The organism is Glycomyces sp. MUSA5-2 (genome assembly GCF_037034145.1).
In the GTDB taxonomy this organism is placed as follows: domain Bacteria; phylum Actinomycetota; class Actinomycetes; order Mycobacteriales; family Micromonosporaceae; genus Glycomyces; species Glycomyces artemisiae.
Genome location: NZ_JBAGKG010000005.1, coordinates 316699 through 341910, shown reverse-complemented (window position 1 = coordinate 341910; position 25212 = coordinate 316699). Strand labels below are relative to the sequence as shown.

Sequence of the window (25212 nt, the reverse complement as noted above, 5' to 3'; positions counted from 1 at the left end):
AAACGCGGTCAGCCCATGAGGGCCCCGGCGCCGAGGAGCGCCTTCAGGTCCGCGGACAGCTCCACGGACGGCCGCACCCGCCACGCGTCGCCGAGCGCCAGCAGGGTCGTCTTGGGCCCGTTGGCGATCTGGACGCGGACCTGCGCCTCGCCGCGGTGGGTCCGGAACGTATCGGAGAGCTTCTCGATCAGGTCCGGGTTGACCGACGCGGCCCGCAGCGCGAGCGTGATCGGCGCCGAGTTCGACTCCGGGCCCGAGGTCGTGTCGAGGACGGCGAGGTCCTGCGCGATGAGCTGCGCGGTCCCGTCCCGCCGGTCGAGCTTGCCCTTGACGCAGCAGATGAGGTCGTCGGCGAGCGACTCCGACACCAGCTCGTACGTGTTCGGGAAGAACCGCACCTCGATCGAGCCCGCGAGGTCCTCCAAGGTCGCCGACGCCCACAGCTTGCCCTGCTTGGTGACCCGCTTCGCGACGTTCTGGAGAATCCCCGCGACGCGCACGTTCGCGCCGTCGGGCAGCTCCTCGCCGTGCAGGGCCGCGACCGGCCGGTCCGCGTTCGACGACAGGAGCCGCTCGAACCCGTTGAGCGGGTGGTCGGAGACGTACAGGCCGAGCATCTCCCGCTCGAACCCGAGCTTGTCGCGCCGGTCCCACTCGTCGTCGGCGATGGTCAGGTCGACGCCGAGCGTGTCGGTGGTCTCCTCCATCATCCCGCCGAACAGGTCGAACTGGCCCCGCGCCTCCTCCTTCTTGATCGACACCATCGCGTCGATCGCCTTCTCGTGCACCTCGGCGAGGCCCCGCCGCGCGTGCCCGAGCGAGTCGAACGCGCCCGCCTTGATGAGCGACTCCACGGTCCGCTTGTTGCACACCGCCGCCGGGACCTTCTGGAGGAAGTCCTTGAAGTCCGCGTACGCGCCCTTCTCCTCGCGCGCCTCGATGATCCCGGCGACGACGTTCGCGCCGACGTTGCGCACCGCGCCGAGCCCGTACCTGATGTCCTTGCCGACCGGGTGGAACATGTGCCGCGACTCGTTCACGTCCGGCGGCATCACCGTGATCCCCATGCGCCGGCACTCCGACAGGTACACCGCGGCCTTGTCCTTCGAGTCACCCACCGACGTGAGCAGCGCCGCCATGTACTCCGCCGGGTAGTTCGCCTTCAGGTAGGCGGTCCAGTACCCGACGAGCGCGTACCCGGCCGCGTGCGACTTGTTGAACGCGTACCCGGCGAACGGGAGCATGATGTCCCACAGGGTCTTGATCGAGTCCTTGGAGTACCCGTTCGACTGCATGCCCGCCTCGAACGCCGCGAACTGCTTCTCCAGGACGTCGAGCTTCTTCTTGCCCATGGCCTTGCGGAGCACGTCCGCCTGCCCCATCGTGAACCCGGCGAGCTTCTGCGCGATGCGCATGATCTGCTCCTGGTAGACGATCAGGCCGTACGTCTCGGCGAGGATCTCCTCCAGTGCGTCCGCCAGCTCCGGGTGCAGCGGCGTGACCTCCTGCCGCTTGTTCTTGCGGTCGGCGTAGTTGTTGTGCGAGTTCGCGGCCATCGGGCCCGGCCGGTACAGGGCGTTCACGGCGATGATGTCGTTGAACTCGGTGGGCTGCATCCGCTTCAGCAGCTCGCGCATGGCCCCGCCGTCGAGCTGGAACACCCCGAGGCTGTCGCCGCGCGCCAGCAGCTCGTACGCCTTCGGGTCGTCCGTCGCGAGCGTGTCCAGGTCCAGCTCGATCCCCCGGTTGAGCTTGATCGCCTCGATCGCGTCGCCGATGACCGTGAGGTTCCGCAGCCCCAGGAAGTCCATCTTCAGCAGGCCGATGTCCTCGCACGACGGGTAGTCCCACCCGGTGATGATCGACCCGTCCGGCCTGGCCCACATGGGGATGCAGTCCACGAGCGGCTGCGACGACAGGATGACCGCGCACGCGTGGACGCCCGCGTTGCGGATCAGCCCCTCCAGGCCCAGCGCCGTGTCGAAGATCGTGCGGACCTCGCCGTCCGACTCGATGAGGCTGCGGACCTCCTGGGCCTCCTTGTACCGCTCGTGGCCCGGGTCCATGATCCCCGACAGCGGGATGTCGGTGGCGGCCACGGGCGGCGGCAGGGCCTTCGTGATCCGCTCGGCGATCGAGAACCCCGGCTGCCCGTGGTGGACGCGCGCGGAGTCCTTGATCGCGGCCTTGGTCTTGATCGTGCCGAACGTGATGACCTGGGCGACGAACTCCTTCCCGTACTTCTCCGTCGCGTACGTGATCATCTCGCCGCGCCGCCGGTCGTCGAAGTCGATGTCGATGTCGGGCATCGACACGCGCTCGGGGTTGAGGAACCGCTCGAACAGCAGCCCGTGCTCGATCGGGTCGATGTTCGTGATCTTCATCGCGTACGCGACGAGCGAACCGGCCGCGGACCCGCGGCCCGGCCCCACGTAGATCCCCACCGAGCGGGCGTGGGAGATGAGGTCGGCGACCACCAGGAAGTACGACGGGTACCCCGCGTTGATGATGACGTTCAGTTCGAGCTCGGCCCGCTCCAGGTACTCCGCGGGCACGTCCCGGCCCGGGAACCGCTCCGCCAGGCCGACCCGCACCTGCTCGCGCAGCCACGTCCCCTGGTCGTGCCCCTCGGGCACGTCGATGACCGGCATCCGGTCCTGCACGGCGAACACGTCCTCGTAGGACTCGACCATGTCGGCGACGAGCAGCGTGTTCGCGCAGCCCTCCTGCCACAGGTCGTCGTTCTTGATCCCGTACATCTGCTCGGCCGAGCGCAGGAAGTAGCCCTCGCCGTCGAACTTGAACCGCTTCGGGTCGTCGAGCGTCGTCCCCGACTGGACGCACAGCAGCGCCGCGTGCGTCGACTTCTGGTCCTCGGTCACGAAGTGGGAGTCGTTGGTGACCAGCGGCCGCAGCTTCATCTTCTGCGCCATCTCGTACAGCTCGTTCTTGACGCGCATGTCGATCTGGTTGTCGTGGTCCATGATCTCCAGGAAGAAGTTCTCCGGCCCGAAGATGTCCCGGTAGTCGGAGGCCGCCTGGTACGCGGCCTCGTGCTGGCCGAGCCGGAACCGGGTCTGCACCTCCCCGGAGGGGCAGCCGGTGGTCGCGACGATCCCCTCGGCGTGCTGGGCGATGAGCTCGCGGTCCATGCGCGGCTTGTAGTAGTAGCCCTCGAAGGACGCGATGCTGGAGAGCTTGAAGAGGTTCCGCAGGCCGGTCGAGTTCTTCGCGACCATCGTCATGTGCGTGTAGGAGCCGCCGCCGGAGAGGTCGTCGCCGCGCTGGCTCGGCTCGCCCCAGAAGACGGGCTTCTTGTGGAACCGGTCCTGCGGCGCGATGTACGCCTCGATGCCGAGGATCGGCTTGATGCCGGTCTTCTTCGCCTCCTGGTAGAAGGCGTACCCGCCGTACATGTTGCCGTGGTCGGTCATGGCGATCGCGGGCTGGCCGAGCCGCTGCGCCTCTGCGAACAGGGGTTTGAGTTTCGCGGCTCCGTCGAGCATCGAGTACTCGGTGTGCACGTGCAGGTGGACGTACTGGTTCGACACGCTTCGCTCCCGCTTTGACCTGTGGTTTTGTCCTCGCTGGGCCCCCGGCCGCGCCCCCGCGGACGGCCCGCTCCAGACCCTCTAGCCTAGCCCCCCGGCGGGCCCGGCCGCGCGGCCTCCGCGGCCCCGATGGGCGCCGCCACGGGTCGCTCAGGGGCGCTCGGCGAACGCCTCGCGGGTGGCGTCGTCGAGCGGGAAGAACAGCTCCACGGCGAGTTCGGAGACCGTGACGTCGCGGGGCGCGCCGAACGTCGCGATCGTCGTGAACATCGACAGGTCGCCGCGCGGGGTGCGCACCCGCAGGGGCAGCGCGATCGGGCTCAGGGCGGCCCCGTCCCACCGGCCGTCGTCCTCGCCGACGGGCTGGTAGGAGCGGACCTCCTCGACGAGCGCGGCCACCGCCGGGTGCTCGTCGACGGCGAACTGCTCGCGCAGCCGGTCCAGGAAGTACTGCTGCACTTCGCGGAAGTTCAGCAGCCGCGGCGCGAGCCCGCCGGGGTGCAGGGCCGCGCGGGCGAGGTTGGCGCGGCCCGAGAGCAGGGCCGGGTCGACGCCTTCCATGAGCCGGGCGGCGCCGCCGTTGAAGTCGAGGAGGTTCCCGAACCGGTCGACGACGACCGCCGGGAGCGGGTCGTGGTGCTCCAGGATCATCCCGACGGCCTGCCGGGCCACGGCGAGCCGGTCGTCCCAGTAGTCGGTCTCGTCCCATTCGGGCGCGAAGCGCGCGGCCACGAGCAGCGCGTTGCGTTCGCGCAGCGGCACGCCGAGCGCCTCGGCGAGGCGCAGGACCATGCGGCGGCTGGGCTCGGCGCGGCCGGTCTCGACGCGGGAGAGGTGCCTCGCGGAGACGCCGGTCTGCACGGACAGCTCGAACTGGCTCAGGCGGCGCCGCTCGCGCCACTGCCGCAGGAGCGCGCCGAACGCGGGGAGGGTCTGGACGGTCACGGCGCAACCGTATCCGCGGCCCGGACCGGGGGCCATGACCTCCGAGGTCATTGCGGGCCGGACCGGGCGCGCCGACGATGGTCGGCATGCGGCGACCGCCCGGGTCCCGCCCTTTCGGAGGATCTCATGACGACGACCACCCGCTCCGCTTCCGAGGCCCGTCTGCGCTCGGTCCTGCGCCAGGACGCCGCCGCCTGCGCGGCTTTCGGCCTCCTCATGACCGCCGGGTTCGCCCTGGTCGACCGGCTGCTGGGCCTCGGCCCGGCCTGGTCGGTGCCGCTCGGCGTGTACCTGCTCGGCTGCGCGGCCGCCCTGGCGCTGGTCGCCGGGTACCCGGCGCTGGTGCGGGGGCAGGTGATCGGCGTGGTCGCGAACAACGCCGCGGCCGCAGTTGCCCTGGCGGCGCTGCCGTTCACGGGCCTGGTGGACCTGACGGTCCTGGGCACGATCGTGCTGCTCGGCGGGGCCGCCCTGGTGGCGCTGTTCGCGGTGCTCGAAGGCGCGGGCGCGAAGCGCCTCGCCTGACCCGGTAGCCGGGGGCGGCGCAGACGCGCCGCCCCCGGCTACCACGCCGCGGCGCAACACGCCAAACAATCCACAACCACTTTCGAGGTCGAAAACGGTTATCCACAGCCCGAAAAAGAATTCTTGCCAGTAGTCGACCCCTGACGGACAGTTGACCCATGCACACCACACAGGCGAGAATCAGCATCAAGGGCCCTACGGACCTCCTCACCACGATCCCGCACCTGCTCGGTTTCCATCCCGAGCACAGCCTCGTCGCGGTCGGCCTCATCAAGCGGAAGCTCCAGTGCACCTTCCGGGTGGACCTCCCCGGCTCGGCCGACCACCTGGAGCACCTGGTCGACCTGACGGCCCAGCTCAGCCGCAACAACTGCGACGAGTGCGTGGTCGTCGCCTACGGCGACAAGGAGGTCGCCGAGGCCTCGATCGCCCGCGCGGCCCTCCGCTTCGACCACGCGGGCATCCGTCCGCTCGACCAGCTCCGCGTGACCGACGGCCGCTGGTTCAGCCTGACCTGCGACCAGCCCTGCTGCCCGGCCGAGGGCATGCTCCTCCCCGAGTCCACCCCGGCGTCCTGCGAGGTCGCGGTCGCGGGCTGCCACGCGGCGGCCGACCGCGCCGCGATCGCCGAGCAGCTGGCCCCGGCCCCGCCGGGCCGCCGCGCCGCGGTCGAACGGGCGGTGGCGAAGTCGCTCGCCGCCGAAGCGGACCTCGACTGGGCGGGCCAGCGCTCCGCGGACCTCAACGCGATCGACCACTGGCTGAGCACGAGCGCTCTCCCGGGCCCTGACGACATCGCCTCGATCGGCCTCGCCTTGGGCGACCTGGACATCCGCGACTACGCGCTCCGCCGCATCTCCAGCGGCCGGCTCGAAGGCAACCGGATCGACCTGTGGTTGTGGGTCGCCCGCCACATGGCGGACGACCTCCTCGCCCCGGCCGCGACGGTCGCGGGCTTCGCCGCCTACCGCTTCGGGAACGGCGTCCTCGCCCTCGAAGCGTTCGAGACGGCGCTGAAGGCGAGCCCGCACTACCGGCTCGCGCAAATGCTCATGGCCGCGCTCCAGGCGGGCTATCCGCCGAGCGCCCTCGGAAACATCGGCACCGGCGACGTCGAAGCCGCGGAGAAAGAGGACTGACCCGAAGACCCGGCCTCCCCCGGAAACCCACCAAGAGAGAAGAGCAGTAATGCCACCGGAATCGAAACTTCATCGATCGGAGCAGACACGCACCGGAGCCGCACCTTCCACAGGCCACCGCGCCCCGCCGGGGATGGCTAGTCTGGGGGCATGGGTGAACTCCCGAGCGATTTCGCCGCGATCCTCCTGGTCGGCGGCAGGGCCCGGCGATTCGCCGGATGCGCGAAGAGCGAACTGGTCGTCGACGGCGCCACGATCCTCGAACGCATGCTGGCGGCCTGCGCCGGGGCGGCCGCCCGGGTCGTGGTGGGCGCGCGGCCCTCCGATGCCGCGCCCCTCCCCGAAGGGGTGGTCCAGGTCCTGGAGGACCCGCCGGGTTCGGGCCCGGCGAGGTCGGTCCGGACCGGCCTGGGGCACGTCCCCGACCACTGCACGCGGGTGGCGGTCCTCCCCGGGGACCTCCCGTTCCTGACGCCCGAGGCGCTGCGGCTCCTCCTGGGCACGGCGGACGCGGGGAGCCCGGAGACCGGAGCGGTCTTCTGCGACAACGCGGGACGCAGGCAGTGGCTGTGCGGCGTATGGCCCGCGGACCGCCTCCGCCGAAACGCGGCAGGGGTCGAACCGGGAGCCCCCGCGAGGCTCCTGTTCACCGGGATCGACATCGAGACCGTGGTCTGGGAGGACGCCAGTCCGCCCCCGTGGTTCGACTGCGACACCCCGGAGGACCTCGACCAGGCCCGGACCTGGGCCGCCGACCTGAAATAGCGGCACCGACCACGACCGACGCCACCGCGACCACCGGCCTCCCCGGCATCGCACGGCCCCGGTCGCCCTGCCGCAAGGGCGGTCAACGACGACCGCCGGCCGCCGCCGAGGCGACGGCCTCCGACACCATGCAGGCAAACGACATCGGGCGGGTGGGCGAGGGGCGGGGTGGGGGCGGGGGGGGAGGGGCCCCCGAAGCGATCGTGAGTAGTGCAGGACAAGCGCCCTCAGCTCCGGCCCCCAAGGGTGATCGCGCGGAGCACTCGCGTCGCGCATGAACCCCGGCCCGACTGGACCCGCCGGGCCCCGGGGCCGCCTTGCGGCGGCCCGGGGTCAGACGACGTCGAAGCGGTTGTCGAGGGCGCCGGTCTGGAAGAACGTGACCGCGGCGAGCGCGATCAGGAACAGCGCGAAGCCGACCCAGTGCAACTGGCGCCGCTCGCGCGGCGTGAAAGTGAGGATCGCGCCGCAGATCAGGCCGCCGATGAGGCCGCCGACGTGGCCCGCGAGGCTGAAGCCCATGAAGATGGTCAGCACCAGGTTGAGGCCCAGGAGCACGTAGATGCCCTGGTTGTCGCGCCGGAGCTTGCGGTTGACCATGATGAGGAGCCCGAACAGGCCGTAGACGGCGCCGGAGGCGCCGGCCGTGAACGTGTCGTAGGAGAACAGGTAGACCGCGACCGAGCCGGCCAGGCCCGAGAGGAAGTAGGCCGCGGTGAACCGCGCGGGCCCGAGGTCGCGTTCGAGGATCCGCCCGAGCATCCACAGCACCACCATGTTGAACAGCAGGTGGATGGCGCCGAAGTGCAGGAACATGGCCGTGATCATGCGGTAGTACCCGCCCGCGGCCACGACCGGCGCGGTGAACGTGCTACCGAAGAGCGCCACCGGCACGTCGGTGTTGTAGCCGGGCACGTACCCGATCTCGGCGCCGAGCATGTGCAGCGGCGTCATCGTCGAGGTCGTGACCGCCGCGAGGCTGCCGCCCGCGATGATCGCCAGGATGAACACCGCGACGTTCGCGCCGATGAGGATCTTCGTGGCGGTCCCTGCGGCGCCCGCGCGCGAGCCGCCGCCGAACGACGAACGCGTCTTGCGCATCGTCCGGCGGCCCTCGGCCACGCAGTCGGGGCATTGGAAGCCCACAGGGGCGTCGATCCGGCAGTCGGCGCAGATCGGCTTGTCGCAGCGCACGCAGCGCAGATACGTCTGGCGGTTCCGGTGGCGATAGCAGACCGGGGCCGACTGCTCTTCGCTCATCGAGGCCTTGCTACTTCTCGATGACGACGGACTCGATGACGATCTCGTTGACCGGGCGGTCCATCGGGCCGGTCGCGGTCTTGCCGATGCGGTCGACGACCGACTGCGACTCGGGGTCGGTGACCTCGCCGAAGATGGTGTGCTTGAAGTTCAGGTGCGGGGTCGGGCCCAGCGTGATGAAGAACTGGGAGCCGTTGGTGCCGGGCCCGGCGTTCGCCATGGCGAGGAGGTACGGCTTGCCGAAGTGGAGGTCCGGGTGGAACTCGTCGGCGAACTGGTAGCCGGGGCCGCCGCGGCCGGTGCCGGTCGGGTCGCCGCCCTGGATCATGAAGCCGTCGATGACGCGGTGGAAGATCACACCGTCGTAGTACGGGCCCGAGCCGGGCTGGCCGGTCTCCGGGTCCTTGTACTCCTTGGTGCCCTCCGCGAGCCCCACGAAGTTCGCCACGGTCTTGGGCGCGTGGTTGTCGAGCAGTTCGATCCGGATGTCCCCGGCATTGGTCTTGAGCGTCGCCTTCGTCATGGCGTCAATGGTGCCAGACGGCCGAGGTTCGTCCAACTTTCTCCCCCGTTTCCCTCGACGGGTGTCACAGGCCGGTGCACGATGAGTTGTACATGCACCTAGAGGAGGCATTCACGATGGGCTTCAGCCGACGTTCCGCGACTCCCACCCGGGAGGCAGTGGACCATTTCAAGCACGGTGTGACCTCGTTCAAGGACGCGGGGTTCGCGGCCGCGCGCGGCACGCGCGACGCCGCGGCGCCGAAGGTCAACGTCGTCCTCACCAAGGTGGGGCTGCGCAAGCCCCCGGCGCCCAAGTGGCCGTGGGTCGCCGGCGCCATCGGGGCGGGCCTGGCGGTCGGCGGGGCCGTCGCGTACCTGTGGTACCGCCGGCGCACCGAGTCGATCGGGGAGCAGCTCCTCGCCGACGAGCTCCTCGACGACACGGAGCTGGACGACCGGGCGCTCCACGAGGAGCTCGTCGACAGCGCGAGCCGGTAGCGGCACCAGCGGCTCGGCAATCCGGGGGGATGCCGCCGCCGCGCCACAAGAGAAGGAACACCGTCCGGCCGTGGGCCGGGCTATCGGGGATCCGTGCGGGCACGGGTCCCCGGAATCGTTCCGGGGCAAGGAGAGCGCGGGACGCCGGGGAAGGGCAACGCCGGACCGGTGTCTCGTCCCGGGGGGGAGTGGGCGAGTCCACCGATCCGGCGTCAGGGGGCGGGATAACGGCTGCTGCCGCGGCTGGGCCGCGGCCACGCAACCGATTGTGTCGCCCCGCTCGCTCGCGGGGAAGGGCGGTGCGGTGGCGGTTATACGCCATGTCGCATAACCGCCATCCATACTCGACCGAGTGTTCCCGTGCCGTCACGATACGTGTCATGACGAAAGGTGCCGCGGTCAGGCGCGAGAGCTTTCCACGGCCTTCGCGAGGCGGCGCACGCCCTCGTCGATGCGGTCGGCCTTCACGGCCGAGTACGCCAGGCGCAGGCAGGACTCGCCGCCTTCGAGCACGAAGTCGGTGCCCTTGACGACCTGGACGCCCTCCTCGGCGGCCGCGGCCGCGACCTTCGCGCAGTCGACGCCCTCGCCGAGGTCGACCCACAGGAAGTAGCCGCCGTCGGGGACGACGAACTCGGCGTTCGGCAGGTGCGCGCGCAGCGACGCGGCGAGCTGGTCGACGCGCTCCTCCAGGGCGGCCTTCACCGTCTCGATCGACCGGTCGAGCGCGCCGGAGGCCGCGAACTGGTAGATCGTGGACTGCGCGAACATGTTCGGCGCGATGTACGTGTTCGTGGCGGCGGCCGCGATCTGCGCGATCAGGTCGGCGGGGCCGACGAGGTAGCCGGTGCGCAGGCCGGGGCAGACAGTCTTGGAGAACGAGGACGCGTACACGACGCGCTGGTCGCGGTCCTGCTCCAGCATGGTCGGGAACTGCTCGCCGCGGAAGCGGATGTCGAGGTACGGGTCGTCCTCGAAGATCGTGAAGTCGTACTCGTTCGCGAGCTGGAGGAGGCGGACGCGCTTCTCACCGGAGAGCGTGACGCCGGCCGGGTTCTGGAAGTTCGGGATGATGTGCGCCAGGGACGGGCGCACGCCGCCCTTGAGCAGCACCTCCAGCTCCTCGATGTCGAGGCCGTCGGCCTGGACGCGGACCGGGTGGAGGCGGCCGCGGCGCTCGCGCAGGCCGAGCAGGGTGCGGTCGTAGGTGGGCCGTTCGACGATCACCGGCGAGTCGGGCTTGACGAGCGCGTCGAACAGGAACGCGTCGGCCTGCATCGAGCCGTTGGTGACCAGCACGTTCTCGGGGTTCACGCCGTGCTTCGCGGCGATCCACTCGCGCAGCGCGGGGTAGCCCACGGACGTGCCGTAGCCGGTGGTCCCGGCCGGGTCGGCGTCGAGGGCGGCCGTGGCCGCGGCCTTGATGCCCTCGGTGTCGACGATGTCGAGCGACGGGGCGCCCCGGGAGAAAGAGATGACGTCGGTGTTCGGCATGACACCAGCGTAAGCGGCCCATAGGGCGGGCGTCGAGCGGTATGCGGGCGCGCCGCGGCGCAGCTCACGCGGGGGCACCGGGAGGGAGCGCGGGGCAGCACCGGTCAGTGCCCGGCACGGGCCGGGGACGGGTCCGGCGCGGGACCCGATCGGGCGGGGAACGGGACCGGAATGTGCCCGGGGCGGGACCCGGATCGGGCGCCGGCGCGGCGGGTCCGCCGCGCGGTCCGCTCCGGCGGGAGCACCGGGCGCGATACGGTGCAGGAGAAGCCGTTCGCAGAAGCGCATATCCCGCGGCCCCGCGGGCGGACCGGTTCCGCGCCGGGGGCCCGGAAGGAGGAGGACGATGACGTCGCTCGACCGCACGAGGGCCCCGTGGCCCTACGATTTCCTTCCCCCCGTCCCGTCGTTCACCGTCGTCTCCGACGACGTCGCCGACGGCGAGGTGCTCCCGCAGGCGCAGGTCGCCGGGGAGGACGTGTCCCCGCACCTGGCCTGGTCCGGGTTCCCCGACGAGACCGCGGCGTTCGCCGTGACCTGCTACGACCCCGACGCGCCCACCGGGTCGGGCTGGTGGCACTGGATGCTCCTGGGCCTCGACGCCTCCGTGACCGAGCTGCCGACCGGCGCCGCGGCCTCGCCGCCGCCGGGGGTCGTGCAGCTGCGCAACGACTCCGGGACCGTCGGCTTCGCGGGCGCCGCGCCGCCGCCCGGCGACCCCGACCACCGTTACCTGTTCGCCGTGCACGCCTTGAAGGACCAGGTCGAGGTCGAGCCGACCTCGTCGATGGCGGTCGGGGCGTTCCACCTGACGTTCAACACGATCGCGCGCGCCGTCATCGCGCCGGTGTACCGCAATGGCTGAGGCCGTGGTCCTCGCCGCCGCCCGCACCCCGCTGGGGCGGCGCGGCGGCGTGCTCTCCGGCGTCCACGCCGTGGACCTGGCCGCGCATGCGATGAACGCGGCCCTGGAGCGGTCGGGCCTGGGCCCGGACGCCGTCGACGACGTGGTCCTCGGGTGCGTCTCGCAGGTCGGGGAGCAGTCGTGGAACATCGCCCGGAACGCGGTCCTCGCCGCGGGCTGGCCCGACGCGATCCCCGGGACCACGGTGGACCGGCAGTGCGGGTCGAGCCAGCAGGCGGTCGCGTTCGCGGCCGCGGCGGTGCTCGCCGGGCACGCCGACGTCGTCGTCGCGGGCGGCGTCGAGTCGATGTCGCGGGTGCCGATGGGGTCGAGCCTCGGCGCGGGCGCGGGGGAGCCGTACGGGCCCGCCGTGCGCGAACGCTATGCGGCGCAGGTCGACGCGACGGAGGCGATGCCGTTCAACCAGGGCGTGGCCGCGCAGCGGGTCGCCGCGAAGTACGGGATCGGCCGGGAGGCGATGGACGCGTTCGCGCTCGCCAGCCACGAGAAGGCCGCCGCCGCGACCGACAGGGGCCGCTTCAAGGCCGAGATCGCGCCGATCGCAGGCGTCGAGGCCGACGAGGGCATCCGGCGGGACACGAGCCTGGAGCGGCTCGCGGGGCTGCGCCCGGCGTTCACCGCGGACGGGACGGTGACGGCGGGGTCGTCGTCGCAGATCTCCGACGGGGCGGCGGCGCTGGTCGTCACCACCGACGAGCACGCCCGGCGGCTCGGGGTGCGGCCGCTCGCGCGGATCGCCGCGGCGTGCGCGGTGGGCTCGGACCCGGTGCTCATGCTGGACGGGCCGATCCCGGCGACCGCGAAGATCCTGCGGCGCACCGGACTCGACCTCGACGAGATCGACGTGTTCGAGGTGAACGAGGCGTTCTCGGCGATCCCGCTCGCGTGGCTGGCGGAGACCGGCGCGGACGAGGAGCGGATGAACCCGAACGGCGGCGCGATCGCCCTCGGCCACCCGCTCGGCGCCTCGGGCGCGCGCCTCGCCGCGACCATGCTGCACCACATGCAGGCCGACGGGTTGCACCGCGGCCTCCAGGTCATGTGCGAGGGCGGCGGCATGGCGAACGCGACGGTCTTCGAACTGCTGTAACGAAACCGGAGCAACCCGGCAGATCACGAAATAACGCGATAAATCCGCCCTTAAGGGACCCCTGGCACAAGAGTACGCCGGGGGTCCGACATGTTTGGGGCCGAGTCCACGCGAGGAGGACTCGGGTTCGGGGCGGGGTGCCGGGGCCTGCCTGAGACGGGCCCGGTCAGCGCCACTTCGAGAGGACGAGCAGGGCCGCGACCATGCAGGAGAAGCCGACCGCGAGGTTCCAGTAGCCCCAGGCCTCGACGGGGAAGGCCATGCCGGAGAGGTAGAACAGGGTCAGCCAGCCGATGCCGATCACGATGAGGGCGACGGCGGTGATCGGGACCCAGGTGGGGCTCGGCTCGTAGCTCTCGCCCGAGCTGGTGCTCGTGCCAGCAGAGCTTGAGTAGACCTTCTTCTTGCGCACGCGTGACTTCGGCATCGACGACTCTCCAACTGAGGGACATGTCCGGCGTCCAGGGTACCGCCCGCCGGTGACGCGGCGTCCGCGCGGCATCGCGTAGCTCACACCCCGGCGGCGACCTGCCCGGTTCCGGGCGGCGAACGCGTGTAAGGAGTATGGCGGGACCGACGGGCGGCCCGCCCGGCGCGCCCGGGGCCACGAGGTCCCGGCCGCGCCGGTGGGCTGCCCGTTCGGGCGATACTCGGCCTCGCGGGACAACCCTAGGATTGCCTCGCGCGTTATGGTTACGACAGCGCCCGCAGCACACGGGCACGACTGAGGGGAATTTCCAGGTGAGCGATCAGGACTGGTCCCCCTTCGCGAGCGAGCCTCCCCCTCGTCCGCAGGGTCCCCAGGGGGCCGCTCCCGGACCGGCGCCCCAGCAGCCGGCGAGCCCGCCGCGCGCGCCGCAAAGGCAAGGGCCGCAGCAGACACCGCCGAACGGGCCGCGGCAGCCGAGCCCTCCGCGGGCGCCTTCGCCTGCGCCCCAAGCGGGTCCGCCGACGACGCCCGGCCGCGCCAGCGTCCCCGGCGCGCAGCCGCCCGGGGAGCGCCCGCCCGGCGCGAGGCCGAGCCCCGGCCCGCGCACGCCGCCCGCCGAGCCCGACCACGACACCACGACCGCGCTGCGCCCGCCGAAGCTCGCGAAGGCCCCGCTCGTCCCCGAGCCCGACGGCACCGCGATCCTCCCGGTCATCCCCGCCGAGGACGTCCCCGCCCCGCCCGGCGCCGAGTCCGCCGCCCGCAAGAAGCGGACCGTCAAGCGCCACAGGGGCGAAGGCGGCGCCCGCTCCACCGTGCGCGGCCTCGGCGAGGTCCTCATCAGCCTCGGCGCCATCGTCCTCCTGTACGCCGCCTACGAGGTCTTCGGCGTCTCCGGGGAGATCAACAACGAGCAGGACACCCTCTCCACCGACCTCGACACCATGTGGCAGGCCGAGGAGGAGGGCGACGAGGGCTCGCCGGTCCCCGAGCTCGGCGACGCGTTCGCGCGCATGTGGGCGCCCGACATCCGCCCCGAGTCGTGGACCCTCGTGGAGGGCACCGAGCCCGCCGACATCGAGTACGCGCCCGGCCGCTACCTCGACGGCGCCATGCCCGGGGAGCAGGGGAACTTCACGCTCGCCGGGCACAACGTGCCCGCGATCTTCCAGAAGATCCGCGACCTCGAACCGGGCGACAAGGTCGTCATCGAGACCAAGGACTACTTCTACGTCTACGAGGTCCAGGAGCACGTCGTCGTCGACGAGACGCAGGTCGACATCACCGCGCCCGTCCCCGGCGACCCCGGCGCCGAGCCCGGCGACGAGGACTACTGGCTGACCCTGTTCACCTGCCACCCCCTGTGGGACAACTACGAGCGGTACGTCGTGTACAGCCAGCTCGTCGACACCATCGATCGCGACGCCGAGGGCGACCTGCCCGACGCGGCCGTGGACGCGGAGGCCTGACGTGTACTCGTGGATCTGGCGCAAGCTCCCGTTCGGCCTGCCCGGCAAGATCATCGGCTCGGTCGCCCTCGGCGCCGGGACGCTCGCGCTGCTGTGGTTCGTGCTGTTCCCCGCGATCCGGCCCCACATGCCGTGGAGCAACGTCGACCCCGCGGGCGGCGTGAACGTCGACCAGCCCGAAGGGGGCGGCGACGCGTCGCCGACGTGCACGCCCGGCCTCGACTGCCAGGACACCCAGTTCGACCCCGAGGACTGGCACACCGCCGAGTCCCCCACCGGGGAGACGAGCGAGGGCGACGGGTGACCGCCCGGAGCGGGCCGTGACCGGGAGCGTGCTGGTGGTGGACTTCCGCGACTCGTTCGTCCACACCATCGTCTCCTACCTGCGGGCCCTCGGGGCCCGCGTCGACGTGCGCCGCTCCGACCGGACCGATGTGGACGAAGCCGTGCGGCTGCGCCCCGCCGGGGTGCTGCTCTCCCCCGGGCCCGGCCGCCCCGACGAGGCCCGCCTCGGCCACGACCTGCTCGACCGGTTCGCCGGGGACGTGCCGATCCTCGGGGTGTGCTTGGGGCACCAGGTGATCGCCGAGCACTGGGGCGCGGTCGTCTCCCGCGCCGCCGAGCTGCGCCACGGCGAGACCTCCCCGATCCTCCACGACGGCACGGGCGTGTTCGCCGGACTCGCGAACCCGTTCACCGCCACCAGGTACCACTCGCTCGCCGTCGAGCCCGGCAGCGTCCGCGACCCGCTGCGCGTGACCGCGACCAGCGAGGACGGCACGGTCATGGGGCTGCGCCACCGCGGCGTCGACGTCGAGGGCGTCCAGTTCCACCCCGAGTCGATCCTCACCGACGACGGCAGCGCCCTCCTCGCGAACTGGCTGCGCCGCACCGGGACCGGGCCTAGCGCCGGGGGCGCGTGAGACGCCGGGGAGGCGCGTGCCGCGCGGTCCGCGGAGCGCGCCGGGACGGCGGCACCATGAGCGCGGTCGAGTGTGGATGCCCCGGTTGCGCACCGCGGTCGCCTAGGCTGTGCGGATGCGGCGACAACGCCGCCTGCTCCCGGGGGGACCGCGCATGACCGACAAGGACTGGGCTCCGCGCCGCAAGGGCGGCGGCTCCCGGTTCGCGGGGGTCCTGCTCCTGCTCGTGGGCGCCTGGCAGGTGTTCATCGGGTACGCCGTGGCCTCCGGCGACGCGTACGTGTTCACCGGCGGCGGCTACTGGTACCGGGCCGACAACGCCGGCTGGGGCTGGGTCAACCTCGCGATCGGCCTGGCCGCCATCGCGATCGGCTTCGTGCAGCTCGGCCGGGTGCGGTCGCGGCGGCTGGAGCGGCTGCGCGGCACCGGGTACGCCGGGCTGCTCGTCGCCGTCGTCTCGGCCATGAACCAGTTCTTCCTCGCCCCGCAGTACCCGCTGTGGGCGACCCTCGTCATCGCCGTCGACGTGTTCGTCATCTGGGCGCTCACCACCGGTCCCGAGCACGGAGAACGGGACTAGATCTCCCGAACCGCCACGTGAGTCCCGCGGGCCTGGCACGGTGGAGGGATGGGTGGACGGTCGATCGTCAAAGCCGCCAAGCGATACGGCGCCGCGAGCCGCGGCGACGCCGCGGCCGCCCTCACCTACTACTCGGTGCTGTCGCTGTTCCCCGCGATCCTCGTCGGCACCTCCCTCATCGGGCTCCTCGACGCCGACGCGACCGCGTCGCTCCTCGACGGCGCCGGAACGCTCGTCCCCGGCGACTCCATGTCGATCATCGAGGACGCGGTGGCGCGCCTCCAGATGGACCCGCGCACCGCCGGGCTCCTCGCGCTCCTCGGCCTCGCCACGGCCCTGTGGGCCGCCTCCAACTACGTGGCCGCGTTCTCCCGCGCCCTCAACGCCGTCGACGACGTGGACGAGTCCCGCAAATGGTGGACCGTCCTCATCGTGCGGGTCGTGCTCACCCTCGTCGTCGGCGCGCTGACCGCCGTGTGCGCGGTCGTCTCCGCCACCGGCGGGTCCGTGGCCCGCGCCGTCGGGCGCGCACTGCACGCCGGGGACGCGGCGGTCGCCGTGTGGGGCTGGGTGAAATGGCCCGCGATCACGGTGCTCGTCATCGTGATCGTCGCGCTCCTGTACTGGCTCGCGCCCGCGAAGCGGTCCCGGCTGCGCCGACGCGCGCCCGGCGCGGCCCTCGCCGTCGTCCTGTGGCTCGCCGCCTCGGCCGGGTTCGGGCTCTACGCCGCGAGCTTCGGCAGCTACGACAAGACGTACGGCGCGCTCGGCGGCGTCATCGTGTTCCTCGTGTGGCTGTGGATCACCAACGCCGCCCTGCTGTTCGGGTACGAGTACAACGCGACCGCCGAGCCCGAGGCCGACACGGCCGGGACGGCCGCGGGGGAGGCGTCCGAGCCCAGTGCGGCCGAGACCTAGCCGGTTCCCTTGGCCTGCACCAGGCCCGACTCGTACGCGAACACCACCAGGCCCGCCCGGTCGCGGACCGCGAGCTTCATCATCGCCCGGTGCACGTGCGTCTTCGCCGTCGCCGGGCTGATGAACAGCCGCTCGGCGATCTCCGCGTTCGTCAGCCCGCGGGCCACCAGCGCGACGATCTCCGTCTCCCGGGTCGTGAGCCCCTCGACCTGCCCGGCGAGGCGCGAGGGCGGATGCGCGACGTACTCGGCGACGAGCTTCGCGGCGATCTGCGGCGACAGGAGCGTCTCCCCGCCCGCCGCGGCCCGGATGCAGCGCAGCAGCTCCTCCGGCTCGGTGTCCTTCACGAGGTACCCGGCGGCGCCTGCGCGGAGCGCGTCGAACACGTACGCGTCGAAGGAGTAGTTGGTGAGCATGACGACGCGCACGTCGCCGAGCCGGTCGTCGGCGGCGATGGCGCGCACCGCGCCGATGCCGTCGCCGCCGGGCATCTCGACGTCGAGGAGGGCGACGTCGGGCAGCGCCTCGGCCGCGAGGCGCACCGCGGTGGGCCCGTCGGCGGCCTCGGCGACGACGGTCATGTCGTCCTCGGCGTCGATGAGCGCCCGGAACCCGCCGCGCATGAGCGGCTGGTCGTCGGCGAGCAGGACCCGGATCACCGCGACTCCTCCAGTTCGGGCGCGGCCCCCGCGGCCGCGGAGCTGGCGGCAGGTTGAGTTGCGGCCTCAGGGAGCCGCGCCCGGACGGTGAAACCGTACTCGCCGGGTCCGACATCGAGGGTCCCGCCGAGGTCGTCGACGCGTTCGCGCATGCCGGTGATCCCGTTGCCGGGGACGACCGCGGCGGCGTCGCCGTTGTCGGCGACCTCGACGACGACCGCGCCGTCCTCGCGGCGCACCCGCACCCGGACCCGGTCGCCCGTGGAGTGGCGGACCGCGTTCGTGAGCGCCTCCTGGACGATCCGGTACGCGGCGTGGTCGGTCTCGCGGTCCACTGGCAGGTCGCAGTCGATCTCGCAGTCGACGTCCACGGTGAATCCGAGGCCCCGGTAGCGGTCGGCGAGGTCCTCGACGCGGTCGAGGCGGTGCCCGTCGTCGTCGCGGAGCATCGTCAGGGTCTCGCGCAGCTCCCGCGTGGCGTCCTTCGCGGCGGACTCGACGGCGACCAGGGCCGTGGGCGGGTCCTCGCCGCGCTTGCGTGCCAAGTGGATCGCGACCCCGGCCTGGACGCGGATGACGGAGATCGAGTGGGTGAGGGAGTCGTGGAGCTCGCGGGCGATCCGCACACGTTCGTCGGCGGCCTTGCGCTTGACGGCCTCTTCGCGGACGTGCTCGGCCTCGGCCATGTAGGCGTCGCGCTGGCGCCGCGACAGGCCCGAGATGAGGGCCACGTGCAGCCAGCCGACGACCAGGAGGGTGCGCTCGACGACGCCCGCGTCGAACTCCCAGCCCGCGGTGCGGAGGTTCCCGAGCGCGGTCATCGCCGACAGCGCCAGGACCGTCCACACCGAGAGCGCCCGGTAGCCGGTGTACATGGCGACGGCGATGGCGACCAGCGCCGGGACGACCGCGAGCGGCCCGACCCCGAGGGGCCCGCTGGCGAGGACCGCGCCGACCGAGACGGCCAGGACGAGCCGCGGGCGGCGCCGCCACAGCGGGAACACGAGGGGTCCGAGCATGAGCGGCAGCCAGCCCCACACCGGCATGCCGTCGCGCACGTCTTTGATGAGGCCCGCCGTGAGGGTGTCGGCGAGCATGACGGCGGTGACGACGAGGTCGAGGCGCCTGCCCGCGAGGACGCGCGCGCGGCCGTCGGCGAGTCGGCTGCCTGGGGCGCTGGGCTCGGGGGGACTGGGCATGACCCGATGGTATCGCCGCAGGCGGGCGGCGTCGTCGGCCCGCGGTGCAGGCCGCGGGTACGCCGCTGGTTGTACGACCTGCGGGGTGCTGCTGCGCTCGGCGAGGCCGTTATCGCCGCCTCGGGGCGGACGACGCGGGGGCGCGCGGCGGGGAGGCTGGAGCCATGCGGCGGCCGCGGTGCCGCCGGTAGCCCAACGAGGAGGGAGTCCCCCCGTGTCCCCTGCGGTCAGGCATGTCGTCCCTGTCGATCCGAAGCACGCCGAAGGCGTTGTGGCCGAGGTGTACCGGCAGGTCAAGTCGGAGCTGGGCGTCCTGGGCCCGGCGCTCACGATGTTCTCGCCCGCGCCGGAGCTGCTGGCGCCGGTGTGGTCGCTGCTGCGCGAGTCGCTGCTCGTCGGCGGCCCTGAGGAGCGGAAGGCGAAGGAGGTCGTCGCGACGGTGGTCGCGGTGCGCAACGGGTGCCGGTTCTGCACCGACGCGCACGTCACGATGCTGCACGCCGCGGGCGAGCCTGAGCTCGCCGAGGGCCTGCGCGCCGGGGTGGCGCCGCCGGAGTGGGCGGCGCTCGCCGACTGGGCGGCCGACCCCACCGTGGACGGCCCGTTCGCTCCGGAGGCCGCGCCGCGGTTCATCGGGACGGCCCTGGTGTTCGAGCTGCTCACGCGGCTGCTGAAAGTGCTCGCGGAGAACGAGGCGCCGAGCCCGGTGCTGACGACGCGGCTGGGCCGGTCGGTGGGGTCGCGGATCGTCCGCCAGCTGGTGGCCGCGGAGCTGGAGCCGGGGGCGTCGCTGCCGCTGCTGGAGGAGCGGCCGCAGTGGGCGCGGGGCACCGTGGTCCGCGAACCCGCTTGGGCCGCAGGGTCGCCGGTGGGGAGCGCGTACGGCGCGGTCCGGTCGATGGCCGCGTACGGGTCGATGCTCCTGTCCGACGCGGCCGTCGAGGCCGTGGCCCGCACGGTGGGCGCGCGGGGCACGGACCTGGCCGACCGGGTGCCGGAGCTCGCGGGCGCGGCGGACCTGCCGCGGGAGGCGGCCCTGGGGGCGCGGCTGGCCGTGGGCGCGGCGCTCGCGCCGGGCGCGGTCGCGGACGCCGACGTGGCGTCGTGGCGGGGCGAGGTGTTCACCGACCACTGCGTGGTCCATCTGCTGGCGTTCGGGGCGATGACCGCCGTCGACGCCGTCCAAGACGAGATCGAAACGAGGAATGTCGATGCTTAGGTTCTATCGGGTGTGGATCGGCGTACTCCACGCGCTGATCGGGATCCAGTTCTTCCTGGCCGGGTACGGGGCGCTGGGGACCGGCTCCCCCGACGAGTCGTTCTCCCTGCACATCATGAACGGGCGGCTCATCGCGGCGGTGGCGCTGCTGGGCATCCTGTTCGCGGCGCTGTCGCGGGCGGGCGGGAAGCTCGTGGGGCTCGCGGCGGGCGTCCTCGGCCTGGTCGTCCTCCAGTCGCTGATCGCGCTGGTGAGCGTGGCGGGGACGACGCCGGGGCAGATCATCTTCGGGTTCCACGCGATCAACGCGCTGATGATCATGGGCGTGGCGGAGGCGTCGGCGCGGCTCGCGAAGCGCCTCATCGCCGAGCGCAAGGAGGCCGCAGAGGGCGCGGGGGCCGTCCCGGCCGCGGCATGAGACCTGCATGAAGGGAACCAGGGGCCCGCGGCGCATCGCGCCGCGGGCCCGCCCGCGTCCCGGGCTCGCGCGGTGGGATGCTCGGGGGATGGGTGAGCTGGTGCGGCGCCGGTGCGCGCGGGTCCTGCTGGTCGACGAGGAGGACCGGGTGCTGCTGTTCCGCAGCGTCGACTACATGGGGCCGGGCGTGGAGTACTACGTGACGCCCGGCGGCGGCCTCGACGCGGGCGAGTCGCTGGAGGCGGGCGCGGTCCGCGAGGTCTTCGAGGAGACGGGCCTGCGGCTCGACGCGCCGCTGGGGCCGGTGGTCGCCGAGACGGCGGGCGTCTGGTCCGACGGCCCGGACCTGGCGGTCGAATCGGAGGACGCGTACTTCTTCGTGCGCGTCCCGCACTTCGACCCGGTCCGCGACGGCCTGGAGGCGATCGAGCAGCGGGAGTTCACCGAAGCGGTGTGGCTCACGATTCCGGAAGTGACGCAGATCGATGCGCTGGTGTTCCCCGCGCGGATCGCGTCCCTGCTCACCGCCCTCCTGGACGGAGCGATTCCCGCTGCGCCCCTTCGCATCCCGTGGGGCGCATGGACTTGGGACACCGATAGGGGCTGGACGACTACCGAGCGTGCCCCCATACTTGACCGGTGAGCGCGACGAACGAACCCACCCGAATCGACCGGTACGGCGCGCGGTGCATCGTGATCGACGAACAGGACGCAGTGCTGTTCATCGGCCGGTCGGCCACCGCGGACCGCCCCGCCCGCTGGTTCCTGCCCGGCGGCGGCATCGACCCCGGCGAGACCCCCCTCGACGCCGCCGTGCGCGAGCTGTTCGAGGAGACGGGCCTGCGCGTGCCGCCCGCCGACGTCACCGGGCCGGTCGCCCGGCGGTCCTTCAGCCGCTCCCGCGACGGGGAGGTGTTCACGCAGGACAACTACCTGTTCTTCACGCGCGTCCCGCGCTTCCAGGCGCGCGTGTCCGGCGGCGACGCCTACGAGCAGGACCTTGAGTTCAAGTGGATCGGCGTCGACGAGCTCGCCGCCGCCGAGGGACACGACGCCCCGTTCGACCCGCTCCTGCACCTCATCAAGCGGCTCGTCTCCGGCGACGTCCCGGCTGAGCCGCTCCGCCTCGAACCCGCCGGCAGCCGCACCGCCGACACCTCCGTCCGATGAGCATCGAGTCGGCGACCGGCGCCGGGTTCCGCGTCTCGACGCGCGTCATCCTCACGGCCCCCGACGGCACCGTCCTCCACGTCGGAGGCGACCGGTGCCGCGAAGGCGTCGAACGCTGGTTCACGCCCGGCGGCGGCGTCGAGGACGGCGAGGCCCCCGCGGCCGCGGCCGCCCGCGAGCTGTACGAGGAGACCGCGCTGAGGGTCTCGGCCGAGGCGCTGGGCGAACCGGTCGGGCACGGGACCTACGTGTGCTTCCCGCACGGCCGCCTGCTGGTGCAGCAGAACTGGTACTTCCACCTGCCCGTCGAGCGGTTCGCGCCGCGCATGCTCAGCGACATCGACTACGAGAGGCACCTGACCTTCCGGTGGCTGCCGGTCGAGGAGTGCGGCTCCACCGACGGGATGCTCGACCCGTGGCGGCTCGTCGAGCTCGTCAAGCGGCTCAGGGACGGCGACCGGCCCGCCGAGCCGGTCGACCTCGGCGGGTCCTACGGCCCGCGCTTCGGCGACTGAACGCAGCACGCCCCCGCCCATCGGGCGGGGGCGTGTCACGTTGCGGCCCTTAGACCTCGTGCTCGGTGCGGTCGCCCGACCAGTCGGTGTGGAAGGTCCCGTCGCGGTCGACGCGCTTGTACGTGTGCGCGCCGAAGAAGTCCCGCTGGCCCTGGATGAGCGCGGCCGGGAGGCGGCGCGAGCGCAGCCCGTCGTAGTAGGCGAGCGCCGAGGAGAAGCCCGGCGTGGGGATGCCCGCGAGGGCGGCGGTGGCGACGACGCGGCGCCACGCGTCCTGCGCGTCGGTCACGATCTTGGTGAACTCGGGCGCGGCGAGGAGCGTCGGCAGCTCGGGGTCCGAGCGCCAGGCGTCGGTGATGCGGTCGAGGAAGCGGGCGCGGATGATGCACCCGGCGCGCCACAGGGCCGAGCAGGAGCCGAGGTCGATGCCCCAGTCGTACTCGGCGGAGGCGGCGGCGATCTGGTCGAAGCCCTGCGCGTACGCGACGATCTTGGAGGCGTAGAGCGCCTGGCGGACGTCCTCGACGAACGTCTCCGGGAAGTCGGTCTTCGCGGTCGGCCCGGTGAGGAGGTCGACGGCGCCTTCGCGCTGCTTCGTGCCGGAGGAGAGGGCGCGGGCGAAGGTGGCCTCGGCGATGCCGGTGACGGGGACGCCCAGGTCGAGGGCGTTCTGGACGGTCCAGCGGCCGGTGCCCTTCTGGCCGGCCTGGTCGACGATGACGTCCACGAGGGGCTTGCCGGTGGCGGCGTCGACGTGGCCGAGGACTTCGGCGGTGACCTCGATGAGGTAGGAGTCGAGCTCGCCGGCGTTCCATTCGGCGAAGGTCTTCGCGAGGTCGGCGGGCTCGATGCCGACGCCGCGGCGCAGCAGGTCGTAGGCCTCGCCGATGAGCTGCATGTCGGAGTACTCGATGCCGTTGTGCACCATCTTGACGAAGTGCCCGGCGCCGTCGGGGCCGAGGCGGGTGCAGCACGGGGTGCCGTCGGGGGCCTTGGCGGCGATGGCTTCGAGGATCGGGCCGAGGGACTCGTAGGACTCCTCGGAGCCGCCGGGCATGATCGCGGGGCCGAGGAGGGCGCCCTCCTCGCCGCCGGAGACGCCGGTGCCGACGAAGTGGAGGCCCTTCTCGCGCAGGGCCGCTTCGCGGCGGCGGGTGTTCTCGAAGTGGGCGTTGCCGCCGTCGATGACCATGTCGCCGGGCTCCATGAGGGCGGCGAGCTGGTCGATGACGGCGTCGGTGGCGGGCCCGGCCTGGACCATGATCATGGCCTTGCGGGGCCGCTTGAGGGAGGCCACGAAGTCGGCGAGCTCCTCGGAGGGCACGAAGTCGCCCTCGTCGCCGTGCGCGTCGATCAGCTCGGTGGTCTTGGCGTACGTGCGGTTGTAGACGGCGACGGTGAAGCCGTGCCGGGCGAAGTTGCGTGCCAGGTTGGAGCCCATGACGGCCAGCCCGACCACGCCGATGTCGGCGGTGCTCATGCCTGTCTCCCTACGTTGCGTGAAGAGGTGTCCGCCCCGATTCTCGCCGGTCGGCCCGGCGCGGGGCGCACCACCGCCGATCGTATCCACACGGCGGGACGTCCACCGGCCGTTGCGCACGGCCCGCCGGGCGGGCCAGGCCCTAGGCTGTGACCATGCAGTATCACGATTCCGTGCTCGGCCTGATCGGCAACACCCCGCTGGTGAGGCTCGGGGCCGTCACCGGCGGCGCTTCGGCGACCGTCCTCGCGAAGGTCGAGTACCTCAACCCGGGCGGGTCCATCAAGGACCGCATCGCCCAGCGCATGATCGACGAGGCGGAGGCGTCCGGGGCGCTCAGGCCGGGCGGGACGATCGTCGAGCCGACCAGCGGGAATACCGGCGTCGGGCTGGCGATGGTGGCGCAGCAGCGCGGGTACAAGTGCGTGTTCGTGTGCCCCGACAAGGTCTCCGAGGACAAGCGGAACGTCCTGAAGGCGTACGGCGCCGAGGTCGTGGTGTGCCCCACGGCCGTCGATCCGGAGGACCCGCGCTCCTACTACAAGGTGTCGGACCGGCTCATCAGCGAGATCGACGGCGCGTGGAAGCCCGACCAGTACTCGAACCCGGCGAACCCGGCGTCGCACTACGCGCAGACCGGCCCGGAGATCTGGGAGCAGACCGAGGGAAAGATCACGCACCTGGTCGCGGGCGTCGGTACGGGAGGAACCATCACCGGGATCGGCAAGTACCTCAAGGAGGTCTCCGGCGGGAAGGTGCAGGTCGTGGGCGCCGACCCGGAGGGCTCGGTGTACTCCGGCGGCACCGGCCGCCCGTACCTGGTCGAGGGCGTGGGCGAGGACTTCTGGCCCGCGAACTACGACCGGGACCTGGCCGACCGGATCGTGGAGGTCACCGACGCGGAGTCGTTCGCGATGACGCGGCGCCTCGCCCGCGAGGAGGGCCTGCTCGTGGGCGGGTCCGCGGGGATGGCGGTGGTCGGGGCGGTCGCGGTCGCGCGGGACGCGGGCCCCGACGACGTGATCGTGGTGATCCTCCCCGACGGCGGCCGCGGCTACCTGTCGAAGATCTTCAACGACTCGTGGATGACCGAGTTCGGGTTCCTCAGCGCCTCCGGCGAGACCACGGTGGGCGAGGTCCTGGCGGGCAAGAACGGCGACATCCCCGAACTCGTCCACGTGCACCCGCAGGACACGGTGCGCGAGGCGATCGACATCATGCGCCAGTTCGGGGTGAGCCAGATGCCGGTGCTCAAGGCCGAGCCGCCGGTGACGTCCGGCGAGGTCGCGGGCGCGGTCGCGGAGCGGGACCTCATGGACGCGCTGTTCGGCGGGAAGGCGACGCTGCACGACCCGATCGAGCGGCACATCGGGGAGGCGCTGCCGACGATCGGCTCGGGCGAGCAGGTCGAGCGGGCCGTGGCGGCGCTCCAGGACCGGGACGCGCTCATGGTGTTCGCCGAGGGCAAGCCGGTGGGCGTGCTCACCCGGCAGGACCTCCTCGGGTACGTGGAGGGCTGATTTCCCGGTTCCGTTG

The 25212-nt window shown here is 72.4% G+C and carries 26 protein-coding genes; 17 read left to right on the top strand and 9 right to left on the bottom strand.

Features of this window, described 5'->3' with window-relative positions; all coding sequences use genetic code 11:
- Window positions 1–8: 8 nt before the first annotated feature.
- Window positions 9–3551 (bottom strand): DNA polymerase III subunit alpha, encoded by a 3543-nt coding sequence (gene dnaE / locus WA640_RS18050; RefSeq protein ID WP_106362706.1) that lies wholly within the window; start codon window positions 3549–3551, stop codon window positions 9–11.
- 150 nt (window positions 3552–3701) lie between these two features.
- Window positions 3702–4496, bottom strand: a complete 795-nt coding sequence (locus WA640_RS18045; RefSeq protein ID WP_335989387.1) for a helix-turn-helix domain-containing protein — start codon at window positions 4494–4496, stop codon at window positions 3702–3704.
- 126 nt (window positions 4497–4622) lie between these two features.
- Here WA640_RS18045 and WA640_RS18040 point away from each other — a divergent pair, with 126 nt between their 5' ends.
- The 3 genes from WA640_RS18040 (at window position 4623) to mobA (ending at window position 6925) form a co-directional block, all read left to right on the top strand.
- Window positions 4623–5021 carry a hypothetical protein gene (locus WA640_RS18040; protein ID WP_335989385.1) on the top strand — a complete coding sequence of 133 codons (399 nt, stop codon included), beginning with the start codon at window positions 4623–4625 and terminating at the stop codon, window positions 5019–5021.
- 158 nt (window positions 5022–5179) lie between these two features.
- A complete protein-coding gene (locus WA640_RS18035; RefSeq protein WP_335989383.1) occupies window positions 5180–6160 on the top strand; it encodes a DUF4192 domain-containing protein in 981 nt (326 codons plus the stop codon).
- 150 nt (window positions 6161–6310) lie between these two features.
- Window positions 6311–6925, top strand: coding sequence for a molybdenum cofactor guanylyltransferase (gene mobA, locus WA640_RS18030; protein ID WP_335989380.1), 615 nt, complete (start codon window positions 6311–6313; stop codon window positions 6923–6925).
- Between the two features lie 333 nt (window positions 6926–7258).
- Here the strand turns inward: mobA and WA640_RS18025 are convergent, their stop codons facing one another.
- Window positions 7259–8185 carry a rhomboid family intramembrane serine protease gene (locus WA640_RS18025; protein ID WP_335989378.1) on the bottom strand — a complete coding sequence of 309 codons (927 nt, stop codon included), beginning with the start codon at window positions 8183–8185 and terminating at the stop codon, window positions 7259–7261.
- Window positions 8186–8195: 10 nt separating this feature from the next.
- A complete protein-coding gene (locus WA640_RS18020) occupies window positions 8196–8708 on the bottom strand; it encodes a peptidylprolyl isomerase (RefSeq protein ID WP_335989376.1) in 513 nt (170 codons plus the stop codon).
- A gap of 179 nt (window positions 8709–8887) precedes the next feature.
- On the opposite strand from WA640_RS18020, the gene WA640_RS18015 reads away from it, so the two are divergent.
- On the top strand, window positions 8888–9187 hold the full coding sequence (locus WA640_RS18015) for a hypothetical protein (protein WP_106362713.1): 300 nt from the start codon (window positions 8888–8890) through the stop codon (window positions 9185–9187).
- A 399-nt stretch (window positions 9188–9586) separates the two neighbouring features.
- Here WA640_RS18015 and WA640_RS18010 read toward each other — a convergent pair whose 3' ends face one another.
- Entirely contained in the window at window positions 9587–10681 is a 1095-nt protein-coding gene (locus WA640_RS18010) for an aminotransferase-like domain-containing protein (protein ID WP_106362714.1), read from the bottom strand.
- Between the two features lie 346 nt (window positions 10682–11027).
- Between WA640_RS18010 and WA640_RS18005 the strand changes: the two genes are divergently transcribed.
- The gene (locus tag WA640_RS18005; RefSeq protein WP_335989375.1) at window positions 11028–11546 is read left to right on the top strand and encodes a YbhB/YbcL family Raf kinase inhibitor-like protein; all 519 of its coding nucleotides are present in this window, start codon (window positions 11028–11030) and stop codon (window positions 11544–11546) included.
- The gene (locus tag WA640_RS18000) at window positions 11539–12696 is read left to right on the top strand and encodes a thiolase family protein (RefSeq protein WP_335989374.1); all 1158 of its coding nucleotides are present in this window, start codon (window positions 11539–11541) and stop codon (window positions 12694–12696) included. Before WA640_RS18005 ends, WA640_RS18000 begins: the two co-directional genes overlap by 8 nt.
- Window positions 12697–12862: 166 nt before the next feature.
- On the opposite strand, the gene WA640_RS17995 is transcribed toward WA640_RS18000, so the two are convergent.
- Window positions 12863–13123, bottom strand: coding sequence for a cell division protein CrgA (locus WA640_RS17995; RefSeq protein ID WP_106362717.1), 261 nt, complete (start codon window positions 13121–13123; stop codon window positions 12863–12865).
- 314 nt (window positions 13124–13437) lie between these two features.
- On the opposite strand from WA640_RS17995, the gene WA640_RS17990 reads away from it, so the two are divergent.
- The 5 genes from WA640_RS17990 (at window position 13438) to WA640_RS17970 (ending at window position 17016) form a co-directional block, all read left to right on the top strand.
- Window positions 13438–14595: a class E sortase gene (locus WA640_RS17990; RefSeq protein WP_335989369.1), complete on the top strand. Its 1158-nt coding sequence runs from the start codon at window positions 13438–13440 to the stop codon at window positions 14593–14595.
- Between the two features lies 1 nt (window position 14596).
- The gene (locus WA640_RS17985) at window positions 14597–14899 is read left to right on the top strand and encodes a hypothetical protein (RefSeq protein WP_106362719.1); all 303 of its coding nucleotides are present in this window, start codon (window positions 14597–14599) and stop codon (window positions 14897–14899) included.
- Between the two features lie 16 nt (window positions 14900–14915).
- Window positions 14916–15518: an anthranilate synthase component II gene (locus WA640_RS17980; protein ID WP_335989367.1), complete on the top strand. Its 603-nt coding sequence runs from the start codon at window positions 14916–14918 to the stop codon at window positions 15516–15518.
- A gap of 154 nt (window positions 15519–15672) precedes the next feature.
- Window positions 15673–16098 carry a DUF7144 family membrane protein gene (locus tag WA640_RS17975; protein WP_335989364.1) on the top strand — a complete coding sequence of 142 codons (426 nt, stop codon included), beginning with the start codon at window positions 15673–15675 and terminating at the stop codon, window positions 16096–16098.
- A 48-nt stretch (window positions 16099–16146) separates the two neighbouring features.
- Entirely contained in the window at window positions 16147–17016 is an 870-nt protein-coding gene (locus WA640_RS17970) for a YihY/virulence factor BrkB family protein (protein ID WP_335989362.1), read from the top strand.
- Here the strand turns inward: WA640_RS17970 and WA640_RS17965 are convergent.
- Entirely contained in the window at window positions 17013–17675 is a 663-nt protein-coding gene (locus WA640_RS17965) for a response regulator (RefSeq protein WP_106362722.1), read from the bottom strand. The genes WA640_RS17970 and WA640_RS17965 overlap by 4 nt on opposite strands.
- Window positions 17672–18874 carry a sensor histidine kinase gene (locus WA640_RS17960; protein ID WP_335989359.1) on the bottom strand — a complete coding sequence of 401 codons (1203 nt, stop codon included), beginning with the start codon at window positions 18872–18874 and terminating at the stop codon, window positions 17672–17674. The genes WA640_RS17965 and WA640_RS17960 overlap by 4 nt, the downstream gene beginning before the upstream one ends.
- A gap of 214 nt (window positions 18875–19088) precedes the next feature.
- On the opposite strand from WA640_RS17960, the gene WA640_RS17955 reads away from it, so the two are divergent.
- The 5 genes from WA640_RS17955 (at window position 19089) to WA640_RS17935 (ending at window position 22196) form a co-directional block, all read left to right on the top strand.
- Window positions 19089–20093: a carboxymuconolactone decarboxylase family protein gene (locus WA640_RS17955; RefSeq protein ID WP_335989357.1), complete on the top strand. Its 1005-nt coding sequence runs from the start codon at window positions 19089–19091 to the stop codon at window positions 20091–20093.
- Entirely contained in the window at window positions 20086–20511 is a 426-nt protein-coding gene (locus WA640_RS17950) for a DUF6220 domain-containing protein (protein ID WP_335989355.1), read from the top strand. The genes WA640_RS17955 and WA640_RS17950 overlap by 8 nt, the downstream gene beginning before the upstream one ends.
- Before the next feature lie 88 nt (window positions 20512–20599).
- On the top strand, window positions 20600–21154 hold the full coding sequence (locus WA640_RS17945; protein ID WP_335989353.1) for an NUDIX hydrolase: 555 nt from the start codon (window positions 20600–20602) through the stop codon (window positions 21152–21154).
- Window positions 21151–21681 carry an NUDIX hydrolase gene (locus tag WA640_RS17940; protein WP_106362726.1) on the top strand — a complete coding sequence of 177 codons (531 nt, stop codon included), beginning with the start codon at window positions 21151–21153 and terminating at the stop codon, window positions 21679–21681. Before WA640_RS17945 ends, WA640_RS17940 begins: the two co-directional genes overlap by 4 nt.
- On the top strand, window positions 21678–22196 hold the full coding sequence (locus WA640_RS17935; protein WP_335989351.1) for an NUDIX domain-containing protein: 519 nt from the start codon (window positions 21678–21680) through the stop codon (window positions 22194–22196). The genes WA640_RS17940 and WA640_RS17935 overlap by 4 nt, the downstream gene beginning before the upstream one ends.
- A gap of 49 nt (window positions 22197–22245) precedes the next feature.
- Here the strand turns inward: WA640_RS17935 and gndA are convergent, their stop codons facing one another.
- Window positions 22246–23676 (bottom strand): NADP-dependent phosphogluconate dehydrogenase, encoded by a 1431-nt coding sequence (gene gndA, locus WA640_RS17930; RefSeq protein ID WP_106362728.1) that lies wholly within the window; start codon window positions 23674–23676, stop codon window positions 22246–22248.
- Window positions 23677–23831: 155 nt separating this feature from the next.
- Between gndA and WA640_RS17925 the strand changes: the two genes are divergently transcribed.
- On the top strand, window positions 23832–25196 hold the full coding sequence (locus WA640_RS17925; RefSeq protein ID WP_335989348.1) for a cystathionine beta-synthase: 1365 nt from the start codon (window positions 23832–23834) through the stop codon (window positions 25194–25196).
- Window positions 25197–25212: the final 16 nt, after the last annotated feature.